At 69.9% G+C, this 21795-nt stretch carries 19 protein-coding genes; 10 read left to right on the forward strand and 9 right to left on the reverse strand.

Annotated features, from left to right (window positions below; translation table 11 throughout):
• The first annotated feature begins 30 nt into the window (after nt 1-30).
• The 4 genes from H5J31_RS29725 (at nt 31) to H5J31_RS29740 (ending at nt 5336) form a co-directional block, all read left to right on the forward strand.
• A complete protein-coding gene (locus tag H5J31_RS29725) occupies nt 31-1308 on the forward strand; it encodes a hypothetical protein (RefSeq protein WP_236005462.1) in 1278 nt (425 codons plus the stop codon).
• A gap of 254 nt (nt 1309-1562) precedes the next feature.
• Nucleotides 1563-2408 (forward strand): hypothetical protein, encoded by an 846-nt coding sequence (locus H5J31_RS29730; RefSeq protein WP_181775973.1) that lies wholly within the window; start codon nt 1563-1565, stop codon nt 2406-2408.
• 219 nt (nt 2409-2627) lie between these two features.
• Nucleotides 2628-4253: a serine/threonine-protein kinase gene (locus H5J31_RS29735; RefSeq protein WP_181775974.1), complete on the forward strand. Its 1626-nt coding sequence runs from the start codon at nt 2628-2630 to the stop codon at nt 4251-4253.
• Between the two features lie 12 nt (nt 4254-4265).
• Nucleotides 4266-5336 (forward strand): serine/threonine-protein kinase, encoded by a 1071-nt coding sequence (locus H5J31_RS29740; protein WP_181775975.1) that lies wholly within the window; start codon nt 4266-4268, stop codon nt 5334-5336.
• On the opposite strand, the gene H5J31_RS29745 is transcribed toward H5J31_RS29740, so the two are convergent.
• Nucleotides 5333-6232, reverse strand: coding sequence for a LysR family transcriptional regulator (locus tag H5J31_RS29745; RefSeq protein ID WP_181775976.1), 900 nt, complete (start codon nt 6230-6232; stop codon nt 5333-5335). The genes H5J31_RS29740 and H5J31_RS29745 overlap by 4 nt on opposite strands.
• Nucleotides 6233-6333: 101 nt before the next feature.
• Between H5J31_RS29745 and H5J31_RS29750 the strand changes: the two genes are divergently transcribed.
• Nucleotides 6334-7272, forward strand: coding sequence for a DMT family transporter (locus H5J31_RS29750; RefSeq protein ID WP_181775977.1), 939 nt, complete (start codon nt 6334-6336; stop codon nt 7270-7272).
• Nucleotides 7273-7424: 152 nt separating this feature from the next.
• Here H5J31_RS29750 and H5J31_RS29755 read toward each other — a convergent pair whose 3' ends face one another.
• From H5J31_RS29755 to H5J31_RS29765, 3 genes are read right to left on the reverse strand one after another with little or no spacing between them, the layout of a single operon-like run.
• The gene (locus tag H5J31_RS29755) at nt 7425-7793 is read right to left on the reverse strand and encodes a DUF4345 family protein (protein ID WP_181775978.1); all 369 of its coding nucleotides are present in this window, start codon (nt 7791-7793) and stop codon (nt 7425-7427) included.
• A complete protein-coding gene (locus H5J31_RS29760; RefSeq protein ID WP_181775979.1) occupies nt 7794-8468 on the reverse strand; it encodes a response regulator in 675 nt (224 codons plus the stop codon).
• 41 nt (nt 8469-8509) lie between these two features.
• Nucleotides 8510-9865: a PspC domain-containing protein gene (locus H5J31_RS29765; RefSeq protein ID WP_181775980.1), complete on the reverse strand. Its 1356-nt coding sequence runs from the start codon at nt 9863-9865 to the stop codon at nt 8510-8512.
• Between the two features lie 110 nt (nt 9866-9975).
• Between H5J31_RS29765 and H5J31_RS29770 the strand changes: the two genes are divergently transcribed.
• Both H5J31_RS29770 and H5J31_RS29775 read left to right on the forward strand, forming a co-directional pair.
• The gene (locus H5J31_RS29770; RefSeq protein WP_181775981.1) at nt 9976-11244 is read left to right on the forward strand and encodes a PspC domain-containing protein; all 1269 of its coding nucleotides are present in this window, start codon (nt 9976-9978) and stop codon (nt 11242-11244) included.
• Nucleotides 11237-11479: a hypothetical protein gene (locus H5J31_RS29775; RefSeq protein WP_181775982.1), complete on the forward strand. Its 243-nt coding sequence runs from the start codon at nt 11237-11239 to the stop codon at nt 11477-11479. Before H5J31_RS29770 ends, H5J31_RS29775 begins: the two co-directional genes overlap by 8 nt.
• A 333-nt stretch (nt 11480-11812) precedes the next feature.
• Here H5J31_RS29775 and H5J31_RS40275 read toward each other — a convergent pair whose 3' ends face one another.
• Nucleotides 11813-12760 (reverse strand): cold shock domain-containing protein, encoded by a 948-nt coding sequence (locus tag H5J31_RS40275; protein WP_181775983.1) that lies wholly within the window; start codon nt 12758-12760, stop codon nt 11813-11815.
• Nucleotides 12761-12981: 221 nt separating this feature from the next.
• Entirely contained in the window at nt 12982-14538 is a 1557-nt protein-coding gene (guaA, locus tag H5J31_RS29785) for a glutamine-hydrolyzing GMP synthase (protein ID WP_328701647.1), read from the reverse strand.
• A 127-nt stretch (nt 14539-14665) separates the two neighbouring features.
• On the opposite strand from guaA, the gene H5J31_RS29790 reads away from it, so the two are divergent.
• The 3 genes from H5J31_RS29790 to H5J31_RS29800 are packed head-to-tail and all read left to right on the forward strand — an operon-like array spanning nt 14666 to nt 17799.
• Entirely contained in the window at nt 14666-15211 is a 546-nt protein-coding gene (locus H5J31_RS29790; protein ID WP_181775985.1) for a DinB family protein, read from the forward strand.
• A 52-nt stretch (nt 15212-15263) separates the two neighbouring features.
• Nucleotides 15264-16298 carry a zinc-dependent alcohol dehydrogenase family protein gene (locus H5J31_RS29795; protein WP_181775986.1) on the forward strand — a complete coding sequence of 345 codons (1035 nt, stop codon included), beginning with the start codon at nt 15264-15266 and terminating at the stop codon, nt 16296-16298.
• Nucleotides 16299-16353: 55 nt separating this feature from the next.
• Nucleotides 16354-17799, forward strand: coding sequence for an aldehyde dehydrogenase family protein (locus tag H5J31_RS29800; protein ID WP_181775987.1), 1446 nt, complete (start codon nt 16354-16356; stop codon nt 17797-17799).
• Here H5J31_RS29800 and H5J31_RS29805 read toward each other — a convergent pair.
• The 3 genes from H5J31_RS29805 to H5J31_RS29815 all read right to left on the reverse strand — a co-directional run bounded on the left by H5J31_RS29805 (nt 17796) and on the right by H5J31_RS29815 (nt 21759).
• Nucleotides 17796-19250 carry an FAD-binding oxidoreductase gene (locus H5J31_RS29805; RefSeq protein WP_181775988.1) on the reverse strand — a complete coding sequence of 485 codons (1455 nt, stop codon included), beginning with the start codon at nt 19248-19250 and terminating at the stop codon, nt 17796-17798. The two genes, H5J31_RS29800 and H5J31_RS29805, sit on opposite strands and share 4 nt — an antisense overlap.
• 70 nt (nt 19251-19320) lie before the next feature.
• On the reverse strand, nt 19321-20043 hold the full coding sequence (locus tag H5J31_RS29810; protein ID WP_181775989.1) for a maleylpyruvate isomerase N-terminal domain-containing protein: 723 nt from the start codon (nt 20041-20043) through the stop codon (nt 19321-19323).
• A gap of 9 nt (nt 20044-20052) precedes the next feature.
• Nucleotides 20053-21759 (reverse strand): GMC oxidoreductase, encoded by a 1707-nt coding sequence (locus H5J31_RS29815; RefSeq protein ID WP_181775990.1) that lies wholly within the window; start codon nt 21757-21759, stop codon nt 20053-20055.
• Between the last annotated feature and the right edge of the window lie 36 nt (nt 21760-21795).

The raw sequence follows: 21795 nt of genomic DNA on the forward strand, positions 1-21795 counted from the left end.
AGGGGCGGCCCACGAGGGGGTCGCTGGAACATGAACGGCTGGGCGGAACACCAAGGACGAACCGCACGGAACGACACCTCGCACGCGGGCCGCCACCGGGCGGGCGGCACCGAGAGCTGGACCCCACCCGTGCCGCCGAGGCGGCAGCGCCCCACCGGGCACGGGCATCACGCGCACAGCGAGTTCGCCCCGCCCTCCACCGGTTCCCTTCCTCTGCCGCCACCGCGGAACAGGAGGGCGCCGAGCCCCGGCTACGCCCCATCGAGCGGCAGCCTGCCGCTCCCCCAGCCCGCTCGCGAGGTACCCGTGGAACGCCCGGCCCGCGTCGAGGTCCCGCTCGGCGAACCCGCCCGGCCCGCCACCGCCGAAGAACGGCGTGAGAAGGCCGCGCGGCGCACGAAGATCACGCTGACCGCGCCTTCCCCCCGCCGCCCCGCACCGGTGGAGACCTACGACGTCCTGGACACCGCGCGCACCGAGGACAACGGTGACGATGACGTCCGCGTCTACCTGGCCCCGCCGGTGGACGGCCTGAGCACCTTCGATCTCGGGTCCGTGCCCGCCTCGGTGACCCCGCCCAAGACCTGGCGCAAGGCCGCGTGGTTCGCCGCGGCCGCGTCCGCGCTGGTCGTCGTCGGCCTGCTCTTCGCCGGGTCGTTCCTGGTCGGCAAGCCCCTCCCGGAGCAGCAGAGCCAGGGCGGCTGGCCCGGCTACCGCGGCGGCACCCCGATGACCAACGAAGGCCTCGCCGGCCACCCGACGAGCGAGCCGCAGGGCGGCGCCGCGGGCAACCCGTCCGGTTCCGAGAGCGACTCCGCCACCCAGGACGACCGCAGTTCCGCCAATACCGGCACGTCCACCGACGGCGACGACACCAGCAGCGGCGGCTCGCCGGACTCCGGTGGACCGGCCACGACCGGGCAGTCCGGTCCGCCGTCGAGCGAGCGGCCGCAGAAGCCGCCGATCATGCCCGCCGACCGCACCACCACCCCCGCCCCCTGGTACGCGTCGCAGCCGGACGCGCAGGCGATGGGCGACAACACCGAAGTCTTCCTCAACACCGTCACCACAGACCCGCACGAAGCGTCTTCGGTGACTTCGGGCGAGCTGCGCGAAGGAGGCGCACAGAGCCTCCGGGAGCGCTACGCCGACGTCGCCTATTTCGAGGTCAAGAAGGTCAGCATCGACCAGCGCCGCGGCGTCACGGTCAACACCGTCGAGGTCACCCACAAAGACGGGACCAAGACGATGGAACAGCGCACGCTGACCTTCGGTGACGACGACAAGATCGTCAGCGACGGTATGTAGGTACCACGCACGTGCAGGTGTCCCGTTCCTCTGCACGTGCGGTGCGGCGAGCGGTTGTCCCTGGTCCGGGTGGGTGACATAAGCTGCCGTTCGTCGTATCGCGACGGCATTCCGGCGACAGGATCTGGCCGAGGACCGTCTCGACAGGGTTACCTGGCGACTGCAGGGTTCGCACCGTTCAGAAGACGGCCGCGCGGACCAGGGGCGTGGGCCGAACGGTCTAACGCCTGCCCCGGAACAGAGCGAGGAATTTCGTGCTTGATCGACAGCGCATACGGCGTGAGCAAGATGCCGTACGTGTCGAGGACGTCATCCCGGCGGAGATCCTGAACGACACCCGCGTCGACCGTGAGTACCTCGAGCAGGTCTTCCGCGAGCCGCAGAAGTTCGTCCCCGCCCGCGTTCGCGAAGAGCCGTCGGCGCAGCCCGAGCCCGAGGAGGAGGCGCCGGAGAGCCGCGGCTCCCGCCGCGCGAAGCTGGCCGGCCTGGTCGCCGCCGGACTCCTGGTGGCCGGTGCCGTCGTCACCGCGGGCGTACTCGCGAGCGCCCAGCGACAGAGCCAGACGCCGTCCGCCGCCGCACCCGAGCTGATGAGCGGGGCCGCCGCGCTCGGCGGACTCGCCGTCCCGGACGCCGCCGAGACGGAGCAGAAGCGGGAGACGCCCACCCAGCCGGGCACCAGCACGACGGCCCAGCCGTCGTCGGGCAGCTCGGGATCGATCTCGCGGCAGGGTTCGGCCTCCAGCAGCACCAGCGCGCAGCCGTCGGCCAAACCGGCCGCGGTCAGCACGACCGAGGACAAGATCGACGCGGTCCGGAAGTTCTACCAGACCGTCGACGCCGATCCCTACGGCGCGATGTCGCTGCTCACGCCGGTGCTGGCCGGTTCCGAAGCGGGCAAACTGATCCAGGCGTGGAGCTCCATGGACTCCATCCAGATCCAGGACATCCGGGAACAGGCCGACGGCACGATCCTCGCCGTGGTGACCATGCGGAACCCCGACGGCGGCCTGCTTCGGGTCACGCAGGTGCTGGAATTCGCCGACGAGACCACGGGTCTGATCACCGACGCACGGCTCGTCTCCGCGCAGCACATGTGACGAATACACCGCGTTGACCGGCCCTCCACCCAGGGCGATCAGAGTGTGCCGCGTGTGTGTGCGCAGAGTGAGCGCCTAGCCTTGTCACGAGTCGGTCTCGGAAAAGCCGGCACACAGACCACTACATGTGCATACGCTCCAAGGCTGTGGCGTGCTGAAGGCCGCACCGCGTGCGCGGACGACTCCGCGGCGTGAAGACGGAGCCCAAAGGGAGGTCGCGTGAGCGACGAGGGTCGCCTGGTCGCCGGTCGATATCGCATCGCCGGGCGGATCGGCACGGGCGCGATGGGTGCCGTCTGGCAAGCGCACGACGAGGTACTCGGCCGCACGGTGGCGATCAAGCAGTTGCTGCTGCAGCCCGGTCTGGAAGCTCACGACGCCGAGGACGCGCGCCAGCGCACGATGCGTGAAGGGCGGATCGCCGCCCGGCTGCATCATCCGAACGCTATCTCGGTGTTCGACGTCGTCACCGACGACAACGGGCAGCCTTGCCTGATCATGGAGTACCTGAACTCCACCAGCCTCGCCCAGGAGTTGCAGGAGCAGCGGACACTGCCGCCGATGGAGGTGGCCCGGATCGGGGCGCAGGTCGCGGCGGCGCTGACCGAGGCGCACGCGGTCGGCATCGTGCACCGGGACATCAAGCCCGGCAACATCCTGCTGGCCCCCAACGGCACCGTGAAGATCACCGACTTCGGCATCTCGCGGGCCAAGGACGACGTCACGGTCACGAAGACCGGGATGATCGCCGGAACCCCCGCCTACCTGGCGCCCGAGGTGGCCATCGGCGGCGACCCGGGACCGGAGTCCGACGTCTTCTCGCTCGGTTCGACGCTCTACGCGGCCTGCGAGGGCCAGCCGCCGTTCGGCCTCAGCGAGAACACGCTGAGCCTGCTGCACGCGGTCGCGGCCGGGCAGATCATCCCGCCGCGGCAATCCGGCCCGCTCGCGAGCGTCCTGGCCGTGCTGCTGCACCCGGAGATCCGGCACCGCCCGACCGCCGAAGAGTGCGAAGAACTCCTGGCCGCCGTCGCACGCGGTGAGACGCCGCTCGGCGGCCCCGCGGACGACACCGTCCTCGCCGCTCCGATCGGCGGCGCGCTCGCCGGCGGTGTCGCGGGCGCGGGTGTCACGCAGGCCCTCGACAGCGAAGCCGCCGGGCATTCCGGCTCGCTGCTCGACGAGCAGGCCGCCGCGGGTTCGTACTACGACGACGAAGACGACTACCAGCAGCCCACGTCGGCGTACCCACAGGACGACTACGACGGGTACGACAACTACGACGAGACGGCGCTGCTGTCCGAGCGCGGCCACCCCGGTCCGACGCCCACGCGCGCGGTGCCGATCCCCGCGGGCGACTACGACGACGATCCTTACGACGACGACTACGACCACCAGCCTCCCCCGCCGCCTCCTCCCACCCGGGCGCAGACCAGCCCCGCGGACGAGGACGACGAGAAACCGGGCGCCTGGAAGAAGCCCGCGATCATCGGCGGTGTCGTGGTCGTGGCGCTGGCGGCGCTCGGTATCTGGCTGTTCAGCCCGAACAACCCGGAGACGCCGGCGCAGGTCGGCAACTCGTCGACGAAGCCGACCCCGTCGGCCACGTCGTCGGCACCGGAGACGACCGAGACGCCGACGGAGACCGAATCGGCCGAGCCGCCGAAGGAGACGACCTCGTCGAAGAAGTCGTCGACCAAGGCGAGCCAGACCGACGAGCCGGACCGGCCGACTCCGACGAAGTCGACCCCGAAGCCGACCCCTACACCGACTCCGACGAAGACGCCGACTCCCACTCCGTCGGATACAGAGACCCCGCCGGTATCGACTCCGCAAAATTCGTGACCGAGGCTGCAATTGAGTTCTGAAGGTTCCATCGTCGGCGGCCGGTACCGCCTGGACCAGCCCATCGGGCGTGGCCGGGCGGGCATCGTGTGGCTGGCGTTCGACACGCGTCTGCTCCGCACGGTCGCGATGAAACGCATGTACCTGCCCGTCGGCCTGCCGCCGGATCGCGCCGAACAGGCCAAGGCGGTCGTAGTCCAAGAGGGCAAGACCGCGGCCAAGTTCGAGCACGCCACCGCGATCAAGGTGTACGACGTGCTGCCCGAGGGGCCGGACGTCTGGCTGGTGATGGAGTACATCCCGTCACGCGGGATGGCGACCTTCCTGGCCGAGCACGGCAGGCTGACCGCGGAGCAGGCCGCGACGCTGGGCATCATGCTCGGACGCGCGCTGGCCGCGATGCACGAGGCCGGGGTGGTGCACCGGACCGTCGAGCCGGGCACGGTCCTGCTGGCCGACGACGGCGGTGTGAAGCTCACCGACATCGGCATCACCGGTGGCGGCGCGAGTCCGGCTTACCGGGCGCCCGAGGTGGCGCGCGGCGAACCGGCGACTTCGGCGTCCGACGTGTTCTCGCTGGGCGCGACGCTGTACACCGCCGTCGAGGGCGTGCCGCCGTTCGGTGAGGACGGCGAATCTTCGGAGCGGCCGCCGCAGACCGCCGGGCCGCTGGCCGGCGCGCTGCGCAAGATGCTGCGGGCCGAGCCGGATTCGCGGCCGACGATGGCGGACACGGTCCGCTCGCTGGGCGCGATCACGGAGGGGCGGCAGACGGCGTTCATCCCGCCGACGGCGCCCGCGATGCCGACGGTTCCGGCCTCGATGCCGATCCCGACGCAGAATCCGCAGGCACCGCAACAGCCTGTTCCGCAGTTCCCCCAGCACCAGCCGCCGCAGCCGCAGTATCAGCCGCCGCAGCAGTTCGCGCCGCCGCCTCAGCAGCAGTACGCGCCCGCTCCCACCGCGACTTCCGCCGCGGCTTCGGCGAAGTCGGCCGATACGCGGAAGTGGCTGATCACGGCGGGCGCCGTCGTGGCGGCGATCCTCATCGGTGTGCTGTTCGCGGAGCTCTTCCTGGTCTAAGCGGCCTTCGCGGCTTCGCGGATCGCGCTGAGGAATCGCCGTACCGCGGGGTGTTCCCTGGCGTGCGCGGCGACGGCCGCGTGGATCGAGCGCACCGGGTCTGGACGGCGGACCTTGCGGATCGCGACGCCGGGATGCGGCGCGCCGAGACCGAGTTCCGGGATCAGCGCGACCCCGAGTCCTGCGGCCACGAACCCTTGCGCCGTCTGGTAATCCTCGGATTCGACGACGTGGTTCGGGGAGAAACCCGCCGCGCCGCAGGCGCCGAGGAGGATGTCGCGGCAGGCGCCCGGGAGACCGTCGACGCCGACCCAGGGATCCTCGGCGAGCTCCCCGAGGTCGAGTACGCGTTTGCGGGCGAGCCGGTGGTTCTTCGGCAGGATCGCGCGGTACGGATCGTCGAGGAGATGGACGTACTCGACGCCCTTGACCTGGGGCGTGGAGGTCGGGAGCACGATCATGGCGACATCGGCCTTGCCCGACTCGATCTCGGGCATCGAGTCGTCGGGCTCGACGAGTTTCAGGTCGAGGCGGACGCCCGGGAAATCCTGGCGCAGCGCCGCGACGGCCAGCGGGACGAGCGAAGCACCGGCGGTGGCGAAGTAGCGGATCGCGAGCCTGCCGGTGCGACCTTCCTTGAGTTCGGTGAGTGCGGCTTCGGCCTTGGCGAGCTGACCGCTCAGCGTCTCCGCGTGTTCGGACAGCAGGGAACCGGCCGGCGTCGGACGCACGCCGCGTCCGACGCGTTCGAGGAGTTCGACGCCCGCTTCCCTTTCCAGAGTGGACAATTGCTGACTGATCGCGGAGGGTGTGTAGCCCAGGTTCCGGGCGGCGGCGGTGATCGAACCGCTACTGATCACGGCTCGGAGGACCTGCATGCGGCGGACGTCCAGCATCCCCCGATCTTACAGTTCTTCTTAAGGATCCCTGCAGTAATTTTCGCTTGTCCTTACGCGTCGGCGCGGCGAAGCTGAGCCAGTCACGAAGGAGGACTGGGGTGGGCGAGACCAAGACCCTGCTGCGGATCGGCGCGCTGGCGCTCATGTGGGGATCGAGTTTCTTCTGGATCAAGATCGGACTGGGGGCGTTCACCCCGGTGCAACTGGTGCTGGCACGGGTGGCGCTCGGCGCGGCCGTGCTGATCGGCCTGTGCTACCTGGGGCGGGACAGGCTGCCGTCGAACCGTCGGGTGTGGGGACATCTGGCCGTCGCGGCGTTCTTCCACAACGCGCTGCCGTTCCTGCTGTTCGCCTGGGGCGAGCTGACCGTCGACTCCGGGATCACCGGGGTACTGAACTCGACGACGCCGCTGTGGGTCCTGCTCGCCGCGCCGATGCTGGGCGCGCGGACCAAGATGACCGCGATCCGGGTCGCCGGGCTCGTCGTCGGTCTCGCCGGGATCATGCTGATCTTCGCGCCCTGGGAGGCATCCGGGCTGCTCAGCTGGGGCGCGCTGGCCTGCCTCGCGGCGGCCGCGAGCTACGGGTTCGCGTTCGTCTACGAGGGCAAATACCTGACCGGCACCGGTGACTCGCCGATGGCGCTGGCCGGCGGCCAGATGCTGATCGCGACCGGCTTCCTGCTGCTGGCCATGCCGATGGGCGGTTTCGAACCCGTGCACCTGAGCACCGGCGCCGTCGTGGCGGTCGTGATCCTCGGCATCGGGTCGACCGGTATCGCGTTCGCGCTGAACTACCAGCTCCTCGCGAGCGAAGGCGCCGTCGCGGCCTCGATCGTCGGATACCTGCTGCCGGTGGTCTCGGTGCTGCTCGGGGCGGTGTTCCTGGACGAAGCGCTGAGTTTCCGGGTGATCGCCGGGATGGTCGTCGTGCTGGGCGGGGTCGCGCTGACCCGCCTCCGCCCGAAGGAGCAAGGGACCTTTGCTACCGCGCCCGTGGTGGAGCGTCCGCTCGCCGCCGCTGGGGAGGCGCCATGACCTGCGTTTAGCGGGCTAATCGTGCTCCCGCCGGTCTCCAGCCGCCCGGCACCTCCCAAGACCGGCGGGAGCGCGTTTAGCGGGCTGAACGCGATGCGACGGGGCCTGGGGGCTCACCGGATCGCGTTTAGCCCGCTAAACGCGCTCTGGCGTCAGAAGGTGGAGGCGACGAGCAGGGCGGCCAGGACGACCTCGACCCAGAAGTACAGCCAGCTCGGATAGAAGCGCTCGGGTCGCTCGACGAACCTCGCGACCAGCCGTCCGAAGGCCATCCCGGCGAGCGCGACGGCCACCGCGATCGCGGCGCCCCGCTGGATCCCGCCGACGTCGAACGCCGCGAAACCGAGCAGCGCCGCGATCGCCACCCCGAAGCCGCCGTAGACCGCGCGCACCTCGGTCCGTGCGGTCGCGGACTCCAGCTTGATGCCGAACGGCAGGATCAGCCGCCGCGGCGCGACGAGCCCGAGCAGGCCCATCCCCAGGAAGAACAAGGCCACCAGGCCGATGAGCACAGCCGCCATCTAGACGAGACGACGGTCGGAAGCCCACCGCGAAAGCTCGTAGCGGTTCGAAAGCTGCGTTTTCCGCAGAACGCTCGAAACGTGCGTCTCGACGGTCTTCACCGAGATGAACAGCTCGGACGCGATCTCCTTGTACGCGTACCCGCGCGCGAGAAGCCGCAGCACGTCGCGCTCGCGCGGGGTCAGAAGGTCGAGGTCCGGGTCGCTGATCGGCGCGGAGCCCGGCCGGTCGGCGAAAGCGTCGAGCACGAAGCCGGCGAGCCGCGGCGAGAACACCGCGTCCCCCTCGGAGACCCGTACGACCGCGCGCACGAGTTCTTTCGACGAGATCGTCTTCGTGACGTACCCGCGCGCCCCGGCGCGGATCACGGCGATCACGTCTTCGGCGGCGTCGGAGACCGACAGCGCGAGGAACACGACGTCCGGCAGCTCCGGGCGGATCCGGCGGAGCACCTCGGCGCCGCCGCCGTCCGGCATGTGCACGTCGAGCAACACGACCTGCGGTTTGGTCCGCGCGATCCCCGCGACCGCTTCGGCCACCGATCCCGCCTCACCGACCACGCGTACGTCGTCGGTGATCGAATCCAGTTCGGTGCGCACGCCCGCGCGGAAGAGCGCGTGGTCGTCGACGAGGAAGACCTTGACCGGCTCCCGCGTCTGCTGGTTCTCCGTCACGATGCTCCCTCACTCGCCCTGTCGATGTGAGCATAGCGACCTCATGCCGCGCCCTTCCCCGCCTTGACCGGCATCTCCAGCTGGACCTCGGTTCCTTCACCCGGCGCGGTACGCAGTTTGAGCTTCCCGCCGTGCCGTTCCATCCGGCCGCGGATCGAATCCGCGAGCCCGTGCCTGTCGGCGGGAACGACGTCGGGGTCGAACCCCTTGCCCCTGTCCCGGACGAACACCGTCACCGCCGTCGGCTCGACCTCGGCGTACACGCTGACCTCTTCGACGCCCGCGTGCTTGGCGGCGTTGACGATCGCTTCGCGGGCCGCCTGGACCAGTGCGGTCAGCGGCTCGTTCAGCACGGCCTCCCCCACCACGACCTGCTGCACCGAGATCGCGAACGCGTCTTCCACCTCGCCGCACGCGGCCGCGAGCACCTCGGACAACTGCCCGCTGATGGCCTCTTCTTCGGTCTTCTTGTTCTTGCCGTACCCCGACGGCCCGTACAGCCAGCCGCGCAGCTCGCGTTCCTGGCCACGCGCGAGCCTCGCGACCTCACGCGGCGATTCCGCTTGCTTCTGGATCAGCGCGAGGGTCTGCAGGACCGAGTCGTGCAGATGCGCGGCGATCTCGGCGCGTTCGTCGGTGCGGATGCGGGCGGTGCGCTCGTCGGACAGGTCACGGACCAGACGCAACCAGAACGGCACGGTCAGCACGGCCACCCCGAACAGCGTCGCGATCACCGCGACCAGCGCGAACTTGACCTGGTCGATGCTGCCGCTCTGCAGGACGACGACGCCGATCCCGGTCATCACCAGCGCGACACCGGCGACGACACGGATCGCGGCCGACCAGCCCCCGCCGCCGAGGAACGCCGTGGCCACACCGCCCTTGGCACCCAGCCGCCAACGCCGGCGCTGCGATTCGTCGGCCTCCCGCCAGACGACGGCCGCACCGATCATGGCCAGTGCCAGCGGGATGGCGAGCCAGCCGCTGATCAGGCCGGTCAGCGTGCCGCTGGCGACGGCGAGTCCGACCCCGAGCGCCATCAGGCCGAAAGCCTGCTGCTTCTCCTTCGGGGCCGACTTCTCCTGTGCGACCTCGCCGGACTGCTGCTGGACGAAGACCCAGAGCAGGCCGTACGCGAGGAGGCCGGCGCCATTGAGCGCGGCCAGCAACGCGAACGCGGTCCGGACCCAGAGCACCTTGACGCCGAGATGGTCGGCGAGCCCACCGGCGACACCCGCGATGGCGCGGCCGGACCGGCGGCGGTACATCTTGGGCGGTTCGAACGGCGCCGGGGACAGGCTGCCGGGCACCGGCACCGGAGGGCGCTCGATGATCGTCGGCTTCACCTGCTCGGCGAGGTCGTTGGGGGCGGATTCCTGCACGTTCTCCATGGTCACACGCCAGGGGGCACTGATCCATCGGGGAAACCCCTGACTCTTCCCGCTGGGGGAAACCTCAGGGACGATCCCGGATGTGGGAGCGGCGGGCGGAGCGCATTCTTTGTGGCATGAGTGGGAGTGAGACACATACACCGAAGCAAGGCCCCATGGCCGGCTTCGAAGAGACCGTCAAGGATTTCTGGCGGAGCAGGCCGGTCCGCCCGGCGCACGGCCGCAAGTTCGCCGGCGTCGCCGCGGGGGTCGGCTACCGATACGGCATCGACCCGACCGTGGTCCGCGTCGCGCTGGTCGCCGCGACCGTGTTCGGCGGCTTCGGCGTCTTCTTCTACCTGCTGGGCTGGCTGTTCCTGCCGCAGGAGGGGGACAGCGTCTCCGCGTTCGAGGGCCTGATCGGCCGTGGCCGCACGTCGAGTTCCCCGGCGTTCGCGGTGCTGCTGTTGATCCTGCTGATCCCCGGGCTGTCCTGGACCTTCAGCGGCGGCTGGCTGACCGATGGCACCGGGCTGATCGGCTTCGCGCTGATGGCCGTCGCGCTGTACCTGCTGCACCGCAGCCGCGGCCAGTACAACCGGCCGGTGATGCCCTCCCCCGCGTATCCGACCGCGGCGTTCTCGATGTCGACGGCGTCGGCACCGGCCTCGTCGGCGACCGCTGACGGAAGCTGGGACCCGCTGGCCGCCGACCCGTCCGCCTGGGACCTGCCGAACGCGTCGCCGTCCGGTGGCCTCCCGCCGCAGACCCCTCCGCCGCCTCCCGCGGCGCCGATGCCGCGACGCCGGAAGTCGAAGATCGGCGCGGCGACATTCGGTATCGCCATGCTGGTCGCCGGCGTCGGAGTCGTCCTGAACCTGGACGGACAGTCCTGGTTCAGCATTCAGCACGTCGTCGGGCTCACCCTGGGTGTGGTCGGCCTCGGGCTGGTCGCCGGGGCGTTCGTCCGGGGCGGTCGCGGCCTGATCGGGCTGGCGGTGCCGCTGGCGATCGTCGGGATGGCGCTGACCACGGTGCCGTTCGAGAACTTCTCCGTGAAGGGCGGTGTCGGCGACCTGACCGCGACGCCGTACCAGGCGTCCGACGTGCTGCCGGAGTACCACCGCTCGGCCGGGAACATCGACCTCGACCTGACCAAGCTGCCCGCGGGCACCTCGGTCACCACGAAGGTCACCAATGGGGCGGGCAACTCGACCGTGCTCGTGCCGATGGGCGCCGAAGTGAAGCTCACCTGCGAGACCGAAGCGGGCGACATCGACTGCCTCGGCCAGTCCCGCTCGGGGGTCGGCCTGGACTCGGTCGACTTCACGGCGCCGGGCAACGGCCAGAAGATCGACCTGAAAGTCAAGAACGGTGTCGGAAACGTGGAGGTGCGTCGTGGCTGAGTACGACTACGACAACTACGACAGCACGCAGACCGAGTCGGCTCAGCCGGCGAAGCGCGGGGTGGACGTGTTCACCCTGATCGTCGGGATCGCGACGCTGCTGGTGTCCGGGTACGTCCTCTCGGACGGCTCCTCGTGGCTCCCGCGGTTCGACTTCCGCTGGGTGATGGCGGGCGGCGCGATCTTCGTCGGCGTCCTGCTGCTCGCCGCTTCGCTCCGCAAGAGCCGCCGCTAGCGGCCCCGCTCACGCACCACCCACTCCGAAGGCCCCGGCCCCTCGCCGGGGCCTTCGCCTTGCGCACGACCTGCGTTTAGCGGGCTAATCGCGATCCGGTCGCCGAAGTGCCCCACGCGAACGCACCACGCTGGCGCTACTCACGCTGGTCTGCACCGTGATCAACGTCCGCCGACTCGTTTGGGACACATCGGTGTTTGGGCAGGGGTGACTGGTGAGCTTCCGAGCGCGGAGCAGGTCCTAGGGTCGGGACGGGCCCCGTCACTACGAGGGAGACGGGGATGAACGAGCACTCTCGTCGGGAAGTGATCAGCCGTCGGTGGGGCCGTCTCTTCAGAGGCGTTCGATGCGGTCGGCCTGCGGGCCCCGGTCGCTCTGACGCACCGTGTACCGGACCCGGTCACCCTTCTGCAGCGGCTCCGACCCCATGATCACGGACGCGTGGGCGAAGAGGTCGTCGCCGCCTGCGTCCGGGGTGATGAAGCCGAAGCCGCGGTCGTCGTCGTAGCGCGCGACGACGCCCTCGCCGCCTCGTACGGGCACGTCCCGCGCCGCCGGCCCTGCGGCCGCGGCAGGTGCCGGCCGCTGCGGCGCCGTCTGGGGCTCGGCGCCCCGGACCAGGTGCACGTCGCGGGCCTGCGGGCCCTTGTCTCCACTAGCCACCTCGTAGGCGACGCGGTCGCCCTCCGCGAGCCACGTCAGCCCCTCGGCCAGGGCCCGGGCGTGAACGAAGACGTCCCCGGCGCCGGAGTCGGGGTTGATGAAGCCGAAGCCCTTGTCCTCGTCGTACCAGGCCACCGTGCCGTCGGCACCGTCGGCGATACCAGCCGCAGCGGGTGAGCCGGCCCCTGCTCCCAGCGGGATCACGTGCCCGGCCTGCGGGCCGCGCTCGCCTTCGACGATCAGGAAGGCCACCCGCTGCCCCTCGGTGACCACGCCGCCGGTCACGATGGCGGAGCTGTGCACGAAGATGTCGGCGCCGCCGCCGTCCGGCGACGCGAAGCCGTACCCCTTGCCCGGCTCGTACCAGTTGACGGTGCCGAGCAGGCCCACGGCGCTGCCGGCGGCCGCATCGGCGGTGACGCGAACGCGCAGCGCCTGGGGCCCGCGGTCGTTCTCGCCGACCTCGAACACGACGGCCTGACCCTCGCGGAGCACTTTGGCGCCACCGTCCCCGACGATCTCGGAGGCGTGCACGAACACGTCCGGCGAGCCGTCCTCGGGCGCGAGGAAGCCGAAGCCCCGTTCGGCGTCGAACCAACGGACGGTCCCTTGTGGCATCTAAGGCTCCAGGTCGAGAGGGCGGGCACTGGCCCCCAGTCTCTCTGACAGACCTCCGGTCCGTCGGGCCGGGCCCACAGGCGGGCGGTTCGGAGCCAGGGGCGGGCCGTTGGTTCGTCTAGCGACACGCCGGGTTTTGAGACCAGGCCCCAACGCGGGTCGGGCACCGGAGCGCTCAGATCGCGATTAGGGGGCTAAACGCAGGTCGGCCGGGGTGCCGGTCACTCCCACTCGATGGTGCCCGGCGGCTTGGACGTGACGTCCAGGACCACGCGGTTCACCTCGGCGACCTCGTTGGTGATGCGGGTCGAGATCCGCTCCAGCACCTCGTAGGGCAGCCGCGTCCAGTCAGCGGTCATCGCGTCCTCGGACGACACCGGCCGCAGCACGATCGGGTGCCCGTAGGTCCGCCCGTCGCCCTGCACGCCGACGCTGCGGACGTCGGCCAGCAGCACCACCGGGCACTGCCAGATCTCGCCGTCGAGCCCGGCCGCGGTGAGCTCCTCACGCGCGATCGCGTCGGCCGCGCGCAGCGTCTCGAGCCGCTCGGCGTCGACGGCGCCGATGATCCGGATGCCGAGCCCCGGGCCGGGGAACGGCTGCCGCTGGACGATCGTCTCCGGCAGCCCGAGTTCCAGCCCGACGCGCCGCACCTCGTCCTTGAACAGCAGGCGCAGCGGCTCGACGAGCTCGAACTGAAGGTCGTCGGGCAGTCCGCCGACGTTGTGGTGGCTCTTGATGTTCGCCGCGCCCTCGCCGCCGCCGGATTCGACGACGTCCGGGTACAGCGTGCCCTGGACCAGGAACTTGTAGTCGCCCTCGGCCTTGAGGTCGCGTTCGGCCTGCTCGAACACGCGGATGAACTCGCGGCCGATGATCTTGCGCTTCTCCTCGGGGTCGGTGACCCCGGCCAGCGCGTCGAGGAAGCGGTCACGCGCGTCGACGGTCACCAGGTTGACCCCGGTCGCGGCGACGAAATCGCGCTCGACCTGGGTGCGCTCGCCCGAGCGCAGCAGACCGTGGTCGACGAACACGCAGGTCAGCCGGTCGCCGATGGCGCGCTGCACCAGCGCGGCGGCCACGGCGGAGTCGACGCCGCCGGAAAGCCCGCAGATCGCGCGGCCTTCGCCGACCTGCTCGGCGATGCGCTTGACCTGGTCGTCGACGATGGACGACGTCGTCCACTGCGGCCGGACACCCGCGATGTCGTGCAGGAAGCGGCGGAGGACCTCCTGGCCGTGCGGCGAGTGGTGGACCTCGGGGTGGTACTGGACACCGGCGAAGCGGCGCTCGACGTCTTCGAAGCCGGCGACGGCGGCACCGTCGCTGGACGCCGTCACGGTGGCGCCCTCGGGGGCCTTGGTGACGCTGTCGTTGTGGCTCATCCACGCGGGCTGCCTGTCCGGAAGGCCGGCGTGCAGCACGCCGCCCTCACCGGCGACGCGGACCTCGGTGCGACCGAACTCGCGGATCCCGGTCGGCTCGACGGTGCCGCCGAGCGCCTGCGCGAGCACCTGGTGGCCGTAGCAGATGCCGAGGATCGGCACGCCCGCGTCGACCAGCCCGGGGGCGAGCGCGGGGGCGTTCTCCGCGTACACACTGGACGGTCCACCCGAAAGAATGATGGCCGCCGGATCCTTGGCGAGGATGTCTTCGGCGGTGGCGGTGTGCGGGACGACCTCGGAGTAGACCTGGGCCTCACGCACGCGGCGCGCGATCAATTGCGCGTACTGCGCCCCGAAGTCCACGACGATTACCGGACCGGTGGGACTGGGCACCTGAGACCTCCAGATCAGAGCAGCACGCTTCCCCTCCATCGTCCCAGGTGGGCCGGGTCACCCCGCCGCCAACCCCCACACGATTCAGGACAGCGACTGACCGCTAGGCGGCCTACGGTCCCAGGACATGAGCATCGACTGGAACGCGGAGCTGTCCGAACAGCTCGACTTTCACTGGAACGAGCACTTCCGTCCTCGTCTGGACACCCTCACCGACGACGAGTACTTCTGGGAGCCCGTCGAGGACTGCTGGTCGATCCGTCCTCAGGACGACGGCCGCTTGATGATCGATTGGGCATATCCGGAGCCGTCACCCCCGCCGGTGACGACGATCGCCTGGCGCCTCGCTCACATCATCGTCGGCGTCTTCGCGATGCGGAACGCGTCGCACTTCGACGGACCGTCCGTCGACTACCAGACTTTCCCCTACGCGGGCTCCGCCGCCGAAGCGCTGAAGCAACTTGACGACGCGTACGCGCGCTGGCGTGACGGCGTCCGCAGCCTCACCGCTGAAGGCCTCGAACGCCCGTGCGGGGAGGCCGAGGGCCCGTACTCGGAGTACCCGCTCGTGACGCTCGTCCTGCACATCAACCGGGAGGCCATCCACCATGGCGCCGAGATCCTCCTGCTCCGCGACCTCTATCGGGCACGCCCGGCCGCAGATCGCGTTTAGCGGGCTAAACGCGACGCGCCCATACTGAGGCGAGCCCAGGAAAGGACCCGTCTTGCGAGCGACTGTCATCTACGGCGCCGGCGACGTACGCGTCGAGACCGTCCCGGACCCGAAACTGAGCGAGCCCACCGACGCGGTCCTTCGCGTCGTCCGCTCCTGCATCTGCGGCAGCGACCTCTGGCCGTACGGCAGCATGCCCGCCCGCGACCGCGGCGTCCGGATCGGCCACGAGTTCCTCGGCATCGTGGAGGCCGTCGGCGCCGACGTCACCACGCTCAAAACCGGCGACCTCGTCGTCGCGCCGTTCGTCTACTCCGACAACACCTGCCAGTTCTGCCGCGAAGGCCTCCACACCTCGTGTCTGCACGGCGGCTTCTGGGGCGCGAAGGGCGTCGACGCCGGACAAGGCGAGGCCGTCCGCGTCCCGCAGGCCGACGGCACGCTGGTGAAACTGCCGCATACCGAGGACGACGAACTCCTCGCCTCGCTTCTCACTCTTTCGGATGTCTTCCCGACCGGTCACCACGCCGCGACCAAGGCGGGAGTCACCGAGCGGACGACGGTCACCGTCATCGGCGACGGCGCCGTCGGGCTCTCCGCGGTTCTCGCGGCGAAGCGTCTCGGCGCCGAGCGCATCATCCTGATGGGCCGTCACCGGACCCGCACGGATCTCGGCCGCGAGTTCGGCGCGACGGACGTCGTGTCCGAACGCGGCGACGAAGGCATCGAGAAGGTTCGAGAGCTGACGAACGGCGAAGGCACTCACACCGTTCTCGAATGCGTCGGCACGAAGCCCGCCTTCGAGATGGGCGTCGGCGCCGTCCGCGCGGGCGGCACGATCAGCCGTGTCGGTGTGCCCCAGTACGACGAGGGTCCGATCGGCCCGCCGCTGTTCCGTCGCAACATCACCGTCACCGGCGGCGTCGCCCCTGCACGGCACTACATTCCCGAATTGCTCGACGACGTCGTCGAGGGCAGGTACCGGCCGGGCAAGGTCTTCGACCGCACCATCGGGCTCGAAGAGGTCCCCGACGGCTACCGCGCGATGGCGGACCGCGAAGCACTCAAGGTGCTCGTCAAACCGTGACTCGGTCGAGTGGGTGTTCACACCTGGGACACCCACTCGGAATACCTTGTTACGTATGGACATGATCACCCCGGAGCCGCGACCGGCCTGGATCGCCGGACGCCCCGAGCAGGGCGCTTCGACGCTCACCGTGCACCACCCCTACGATGGGAGTGAGGTCGCCACCGTCGCGGTGCCCGGACCGGAGCAGGTCGAACGCGCGGTGAGCGCGGCGGTGAACGTCGCGAAGGAGTTCCGGCGTTCGCCGGCGCACAGCCGGGCCGCGGCGCTCGACCACGTTTCGCGGGTCATCGCCGGCCGGTCCGAAGAGATCGCCGAGGTCATCACCGCCGAGAACGGCAAACCGCTCAAATGGGCCGACGCCGAGGTGCGGCGCGCGGTGTCGGTGTTCCGGATCGCGGCCGAGGAGGCCCGCCGGTTCAGCGGCGACCTGCAGCGCCTCGACACCGACCCGGCGGGCGAGGGCAGGCTGGCGCTCACCCGCCGCATCCCGCGTGGCCCCGTCCTGGGCATCGCGCCGTTCAACTTCCCGCTGAACCTGGTGGCGCACAAGGTCGCACCGTCGCTCGCCGTCGGCGCGCCGATCATCGTCAAACCCGCCCCGCGCACCCCGCTCTCCGCGTTGATCCTCGGCGAGATCCTGGCCGAAACGGATCTGCCGGAGGGCGCGTTCTCGGTACTGCCGCTCGGCAACGAGGAGACGTCGGCGCTGGTCGCCGACCCGCGGCTACCGGTCGTGTCGTTCACCGGTTCCGGTCCCGTCGGCTGGTCGCTGGCGGACGCCGCGCCCCGTAAGCACGTCGTGCTCGAACTCGGCGGCAACGCGGCCGCCGTCGTACTCCGCGACTGGCCGGATCCCGAAGGCGCGGCGCACCGCATCGCGACCTTCGGCAATTACCAGGCCGGTCAGTCCTGCATCGCGGTGCAGCGGGTGATCGTCGAGCGCGAGGTCGCCGAGGAGTTCGTGCCGGCGTTGGTGGAAGCCGTGCAGACGCAGCAGACCGGCGACCCCTACGACAAGAACACCGACGTGGGACCGGTCGTCGACGAGGCGGCCGCGGAGCGGATCGTGGCGTGGATCGACGAGGCCGTCGCCGCGGGCGCGAAGATCCTCACCGGCGGGAAAAGGGAAGGCGCGACGGTGGAGCCGACCGTGCTCACCGACGTCCCGCCGTCCACAAAGGCCTGGTCCGAGGAGATCTTCGGACCGGTACTCGCGGTGTCCATTGTGGAGGGAGTCGACGAGGCTTTCGCTTCGGTCAACGAATCCGCGTACGGACTGCAAGCCGGGGTGTTCACCCGCGACGTGCATCTCGCCTTCTACGCGTCGACCGAATTGGAAGTCGGCGGCGTGATCATCGGCGACGTCCCGTCTTACCGCGCGGACCAGATGCCGTACGGCGGGGTCAAGGGATCCGGCGTCGGCCGGGAAGGCGTCCTCGCCGCGATGCACGACCTCACCGAGGAAAGGGTCACCGTCTTCACCGGCATCGACCTCTAGCCCGGAGTGACGGCCTGCGCGAACCCGAACACCTTGTCCGGGTCATAGGTCTTCGCCACCCGCTTCAGCCGGGTGGCGTTGTTGCCGTAGTAGGCCGTCATCCAGTCGGGCAGGGCGGGGTCGATGTAGTTGACATAGCCCCCGCCCAGTCCGATCCCGTTCACCACTTCGGCGACGGAATCCGTTGCCACGGAACGATTACGCGTATCCGCCTGACTGTAGATCTGCACACTTCCGATCGCTTTCCGGTGCCAGAACGCGGTGTCTTCCGGCGCGATGTCGGCGACCGCGCCACCGAGACCGTCGACCAGCAGGTCCATTCCACGCCTGCCGGAGACCGCCGAAGTCAGCTTCGCCGGATCCGCCGGTTCACTCAGGATCCGTGACGAGGCCACAAAGGACTGTCGGCTCTCGCTTCCGGAGAAGTACTTCATGGCACCGAGAAAGTCGAGTTGCTTGACCGTCCGCGTACCCTTGACCTTGCCGGTCAACTTGTCCAGCACCTTGCCGAGCGATGCGGAATCGCCGACGTGGCAACCGGAAACCCGGGCACCGACCGGAGATCCACCCGAAAGCACGACGTTCGCCCACAACTCCGGCGGAGCTTCCGGCAGCCATCGCTGCCATTCAGCGAGGACGTCGTTCGCGCTGCCCGCCGGGAAATGCAGGGAGAACACCGAAACGACGGACGGCGCGGGATCGGTCCGGAAGGTGAACGAGGTGACCACACCGAAGTTCCCGCCGCCCCCGCCCCGCAACGCCCAGAACAGCTCCGGCTCGGATTCCGCCGAAGCGGTCCGGAGTTTCCCGTCCGCCGTGACGATCTGGGCGGAAACCAGGTGATCGCAGGTGAGTCCGTACTTGCGTGCGAGGACACCGATTCCACCGCCGAGCGTCAGCCCGGCGATCCCGACGCTCGGACAGGAACCCGCGGGCAGGCAACGACCGGCGGCACCGAGCTTGGCGTAGACGTCCTTCAGTTTCGCGCCCGCGCCGATCACGGCCCGGTCGCCCTGAACGTCCACTGAGGACATTCCACCGACGTCGAGCATCAGCCCGCCGTCCGGCACGGAGTATCCCGCGTAGCTGTGACCGCCGCTGCGGGCGGCGATCGGCACACGCCGCGCGGCTGCCTCGATGGCCGCCTGCACGTCTTCCGGTTCGGCGCATTTCGCGATCGCGGCGGGCTTGAGGCCGTCGAAGGCCGGATTGAACACCCGTTTGGCGCCGTCATAGCCGGAATCCCCCGGCAGCAGCAGCGAAACCTTGTTCCGCAGCGCGGCCCAGTCCGGCGGACCGCTCGGTGGCGTGACGCTGGTGCTCGGCGGTAACGACGTACCTGGAGCCGACGTCGGCGGACCGGCCGGGGGCGTCGACGAGCACGCCGTCGCGGCCGCCCCGACCGCGGTCGCGCCGGCGAGCTTGAGGAATGTCCTTCGCCCCAGCTTCATATGGGTAAAGACGCGCGGACCCCGGGGAGGTTGCCGGGATCACCCGACCGAGTCAGCGGTCCTGTTCTGGTCAGAGCCAGTGCGGCAGCGGGGGCGCGTCGCCGTCCAAAGTGGACCCGTCACTGCGACCGGTGACCCACGCCAGCACCTCGCCCGCGGTTCCGGTCAGTGGCACCGGCTTCCCTTCCCCCATTCGCCACTCGTGGCGGGAGCCGTCGGCCTTGACGGCGATCAACCGCACGGCGGGCAGCTCGCCGCCGTACATCCCGATGGCGTTGCCGACCACGACGCGGAATTCGTCGGCGAGCAGTTCGGCGACGCGTTCGAAGTCGTAGCCGAGGTCGAGGTCGGCCAGATGGATGGCGGTTTCCGAGAGCCGCAGCCACAGCACGAACTCCGCCGGGATATCGCGGCCCTGCCGGGCGCGCACCCGGAACCACCAAGCGTCGTCCGGGAGGCTCTCCGCGACCTCGATCAACCGTGCCGCGGAGCCGACCACGTCTTCGGCGATCTCCTCGACGGACCGGTACGCGCCCTTCTCTATGTCGTCGTCCCTGGCCGACTCACCGGCGTACATCGGCGTCTCGACGCCGGTCTTCGCCCAGGTGAGCAGGTTGACCAGGCCGTCGGCGTTGCGCGCGAGGTGCGACAGCAGATGCGCCCTGGTCCAGCCCGGCAACGCGCTCGGACCCCGGAGAGTGGCCTCGTCGAGCCCGCGCGTCACGCGCGCCCATTCGTCGTGCAGGGCGCGTACGCGATGGAGCAGGGCGTGTGCGCGTTCGGCTGCGGTCACGCCCCCAACTTACCGCCGTAGGGCGGCCGGCGCGTCCGCCGGAACGGAGGGATTCTTCGGCGCGATCGGCTCCAGACGCGTGTACGGCGAGTCCTGCGACGGCCGGCTGTCCGTTTCGCCCTTGTTCGGCCACAGCGAGAACGCCCGCTCGGCCTGCGCGGTGATGGTGAGCGACGGGTTCACGCCGAGGTTCGCAGTGATCGCTGACCCATCCACAATGGACAGACCCGGGTAATTGAAGACCCGGTGGTACGGGTCGATCACGCCGTTGTCGGCCGTCGTGCCGATCGGCGCGCCGCCGATGAAGTGCGCGGTGAGCGGAATGTCGAAGATCTCGCCCCAGGTGCCGCCCGCCATCCCGCCGATGCGCTCGGCGGTGCGGAGGTTGGCCTCGTGGCCGGCGGGGATGAAGCTCGGGTTCGGCTCGCCGTGGCCCTGCTTCGACGTGTACTTGCGGCGGCCGAAGAGACCGCGCTTGGTGTAGGTCGTGATGGAGTTGTCGAGACTCTGCATCACCAGGAGGATCACCGTGCGCTCGCTCCAGCGGTAGCCGTTGAGCAGCCGGACCGTCTGGACGGGGTGCTTGACCATGAAGTTCACCGCCTGGCGCCAGCGCGGGACCGCCGAATCGCCCTCGGTGGCGATGGTCTGGAGCAGGCTCATCGCGTTGCTGCCCTTGCCGTAGCGGACGGGCTCGATATGCGTGTTGTCGTCGGGGTGGATCGACGACGTGATCGCGACGCCGCGGCTGAAGTTCCGCTCCTCGTCGACCGACGTGCGGGCGGCGCCGATGATGGCCTCGGAGTTGGTGCGGGTCAGCTCGCCGAGACGGGGCGAGAGCTTCGGCAGCTTGGCGGTGTCGCGCATGCCGTGGAGCAGGTTCTGTGTGCCCCAGGTACCCGCGGCGAGCACCACCTGCGCGGCGGTGAGCTTGTGCCGGAACTTGCGCGAAGTCGTCCCCGTCTTCTTGATGCTGACCTCGTACCCACCTGCGTTTAGCGGGCTGATCGCGCTCACGGTGGTGAGCGGGATGACCTGCGCGCCGTCCTTCTCCGCGAGGTACAGGTAGTTCTTGACCAGCGTGTTCTTGGCGCCGACGCGGCAGCCGGTCATGCAGGCGCCGCATTCGGTACAGCCGGTGCGGGCCGGGCCCGCGCCGCCGAAGTACGGGTCCTCGGTGCGCTCCCCCGGCTTGCCGAAGTACACGCCGACGGGCGTCGGGTGGTACGAGCCGGCGACGCCCATGTCCTCGGCGACGCCCTTCATCACGACGTCCGACGGGGTGACGCTGGGGTTGGTGACGACACCCAGCATGCGGCTGGCCTGGTCGTAATGCGGTCCGAGTTCGGACTCCCAGTCGGTGATGTGGGACCACTGCGGATCGACGTAGAACGGCTTCAGCGGCCGATACAGCGTGTTCGCGTAGACCAGCGACCCGCCGCCGACGCCCGCGCCGGCGAGCACCATGACGTCCTTGAGCATGTGGATGCGCTGGATGCCGAAGCAGCCGACCTGGGGCGCCCAGACGTAGCGGCGAAGGTCCCAGGACGTCTTCGCGAACTCGTCGTCGGCGAAGCGGCGCCCTGCCTCGATGACGGCGACGCGATAGCCCTTCTCCGTCAGGCGAAGTGCGGCAACACTGCCGCCGAACCCGGAGCCGACGACGATCACGTCGTAGTCGAAGGCGTCTTCAGTGGTGGTGTTACTGGCAGTCACACCCTCGACTGTAACCCCGCCCACTCCTCCTGACCA

The sequence above is a fragment of the Amycolatopsis pittospori genome, from assembly GCF_013870525.1.
GTDB lineage: Bacteria > Actinomycetota > Actinomycetes > Mycobacteriales > Pseudonocardiaceae > Amycolatopsis > Amycolatopsis pittospori.

Excerpts from the sequence above, each read along its gene's own strand:
- H5J31_RS29800 (WP_181775987.1), top strand. The coding sequence starts at position 16,354 with ATGGACATGATCACCCCGGAGCCGCGACCGGCCTGGATCGCCGGACGC.
- H5J31_RS29725 (WP_236005462.1), top strand. The coding sequence starts at position 31 with ATGAACGGCTGGGCGGAACACCAAGGACGAACCGCACGGAACGACACC.
- H5J31_RS29745 (WP_181775976.1), bottom strand. The coding sequence starts at position 6,232 with ATGCTGGACGTCCGCCGCATGCAGGTCCTCCGAGCCGTGATCAGTAGC.
- H5J31_RS40275 (WP_181775983.1), bottom strand. The coding sequence starts at position 12,760 with ATGCCACAAGGGACCGTCCGTTGGTTCGACGCCGAACGGGGCTTCGGC.
- H5J31_RS29805 (WP_181775988.1), bottom strand. The coding sequence starts at position 19,250 with ATGAAGCTGGGGCGAAGGACATTCCTCAAGCTCGCCGGCGCGACCGCG.
- H5J31_RS29755 (WP_181775978.1), bottom strand. The coding sequence starts at position 7,793 with ATGGCGGCTGTGCTCATCGGCCTGGTGGCCTTGTTCTTCCTGGGGATG.
- H5J31_RS29790 (WP_181775985.1), top strand. The coding sequence starts at position 14,666 with ATGAGCATCGACTGGAACGCGGAGCTGTCCGAACAGCTCGACTTTCAC.
- H5J31_RS29770 (WP_181775981.1), top strand. The coding sequence starts at position 9,976 with ATGAGTGGGAGTGAGACACATACACCGAAGCAAGGCCCCATGGCCGGC.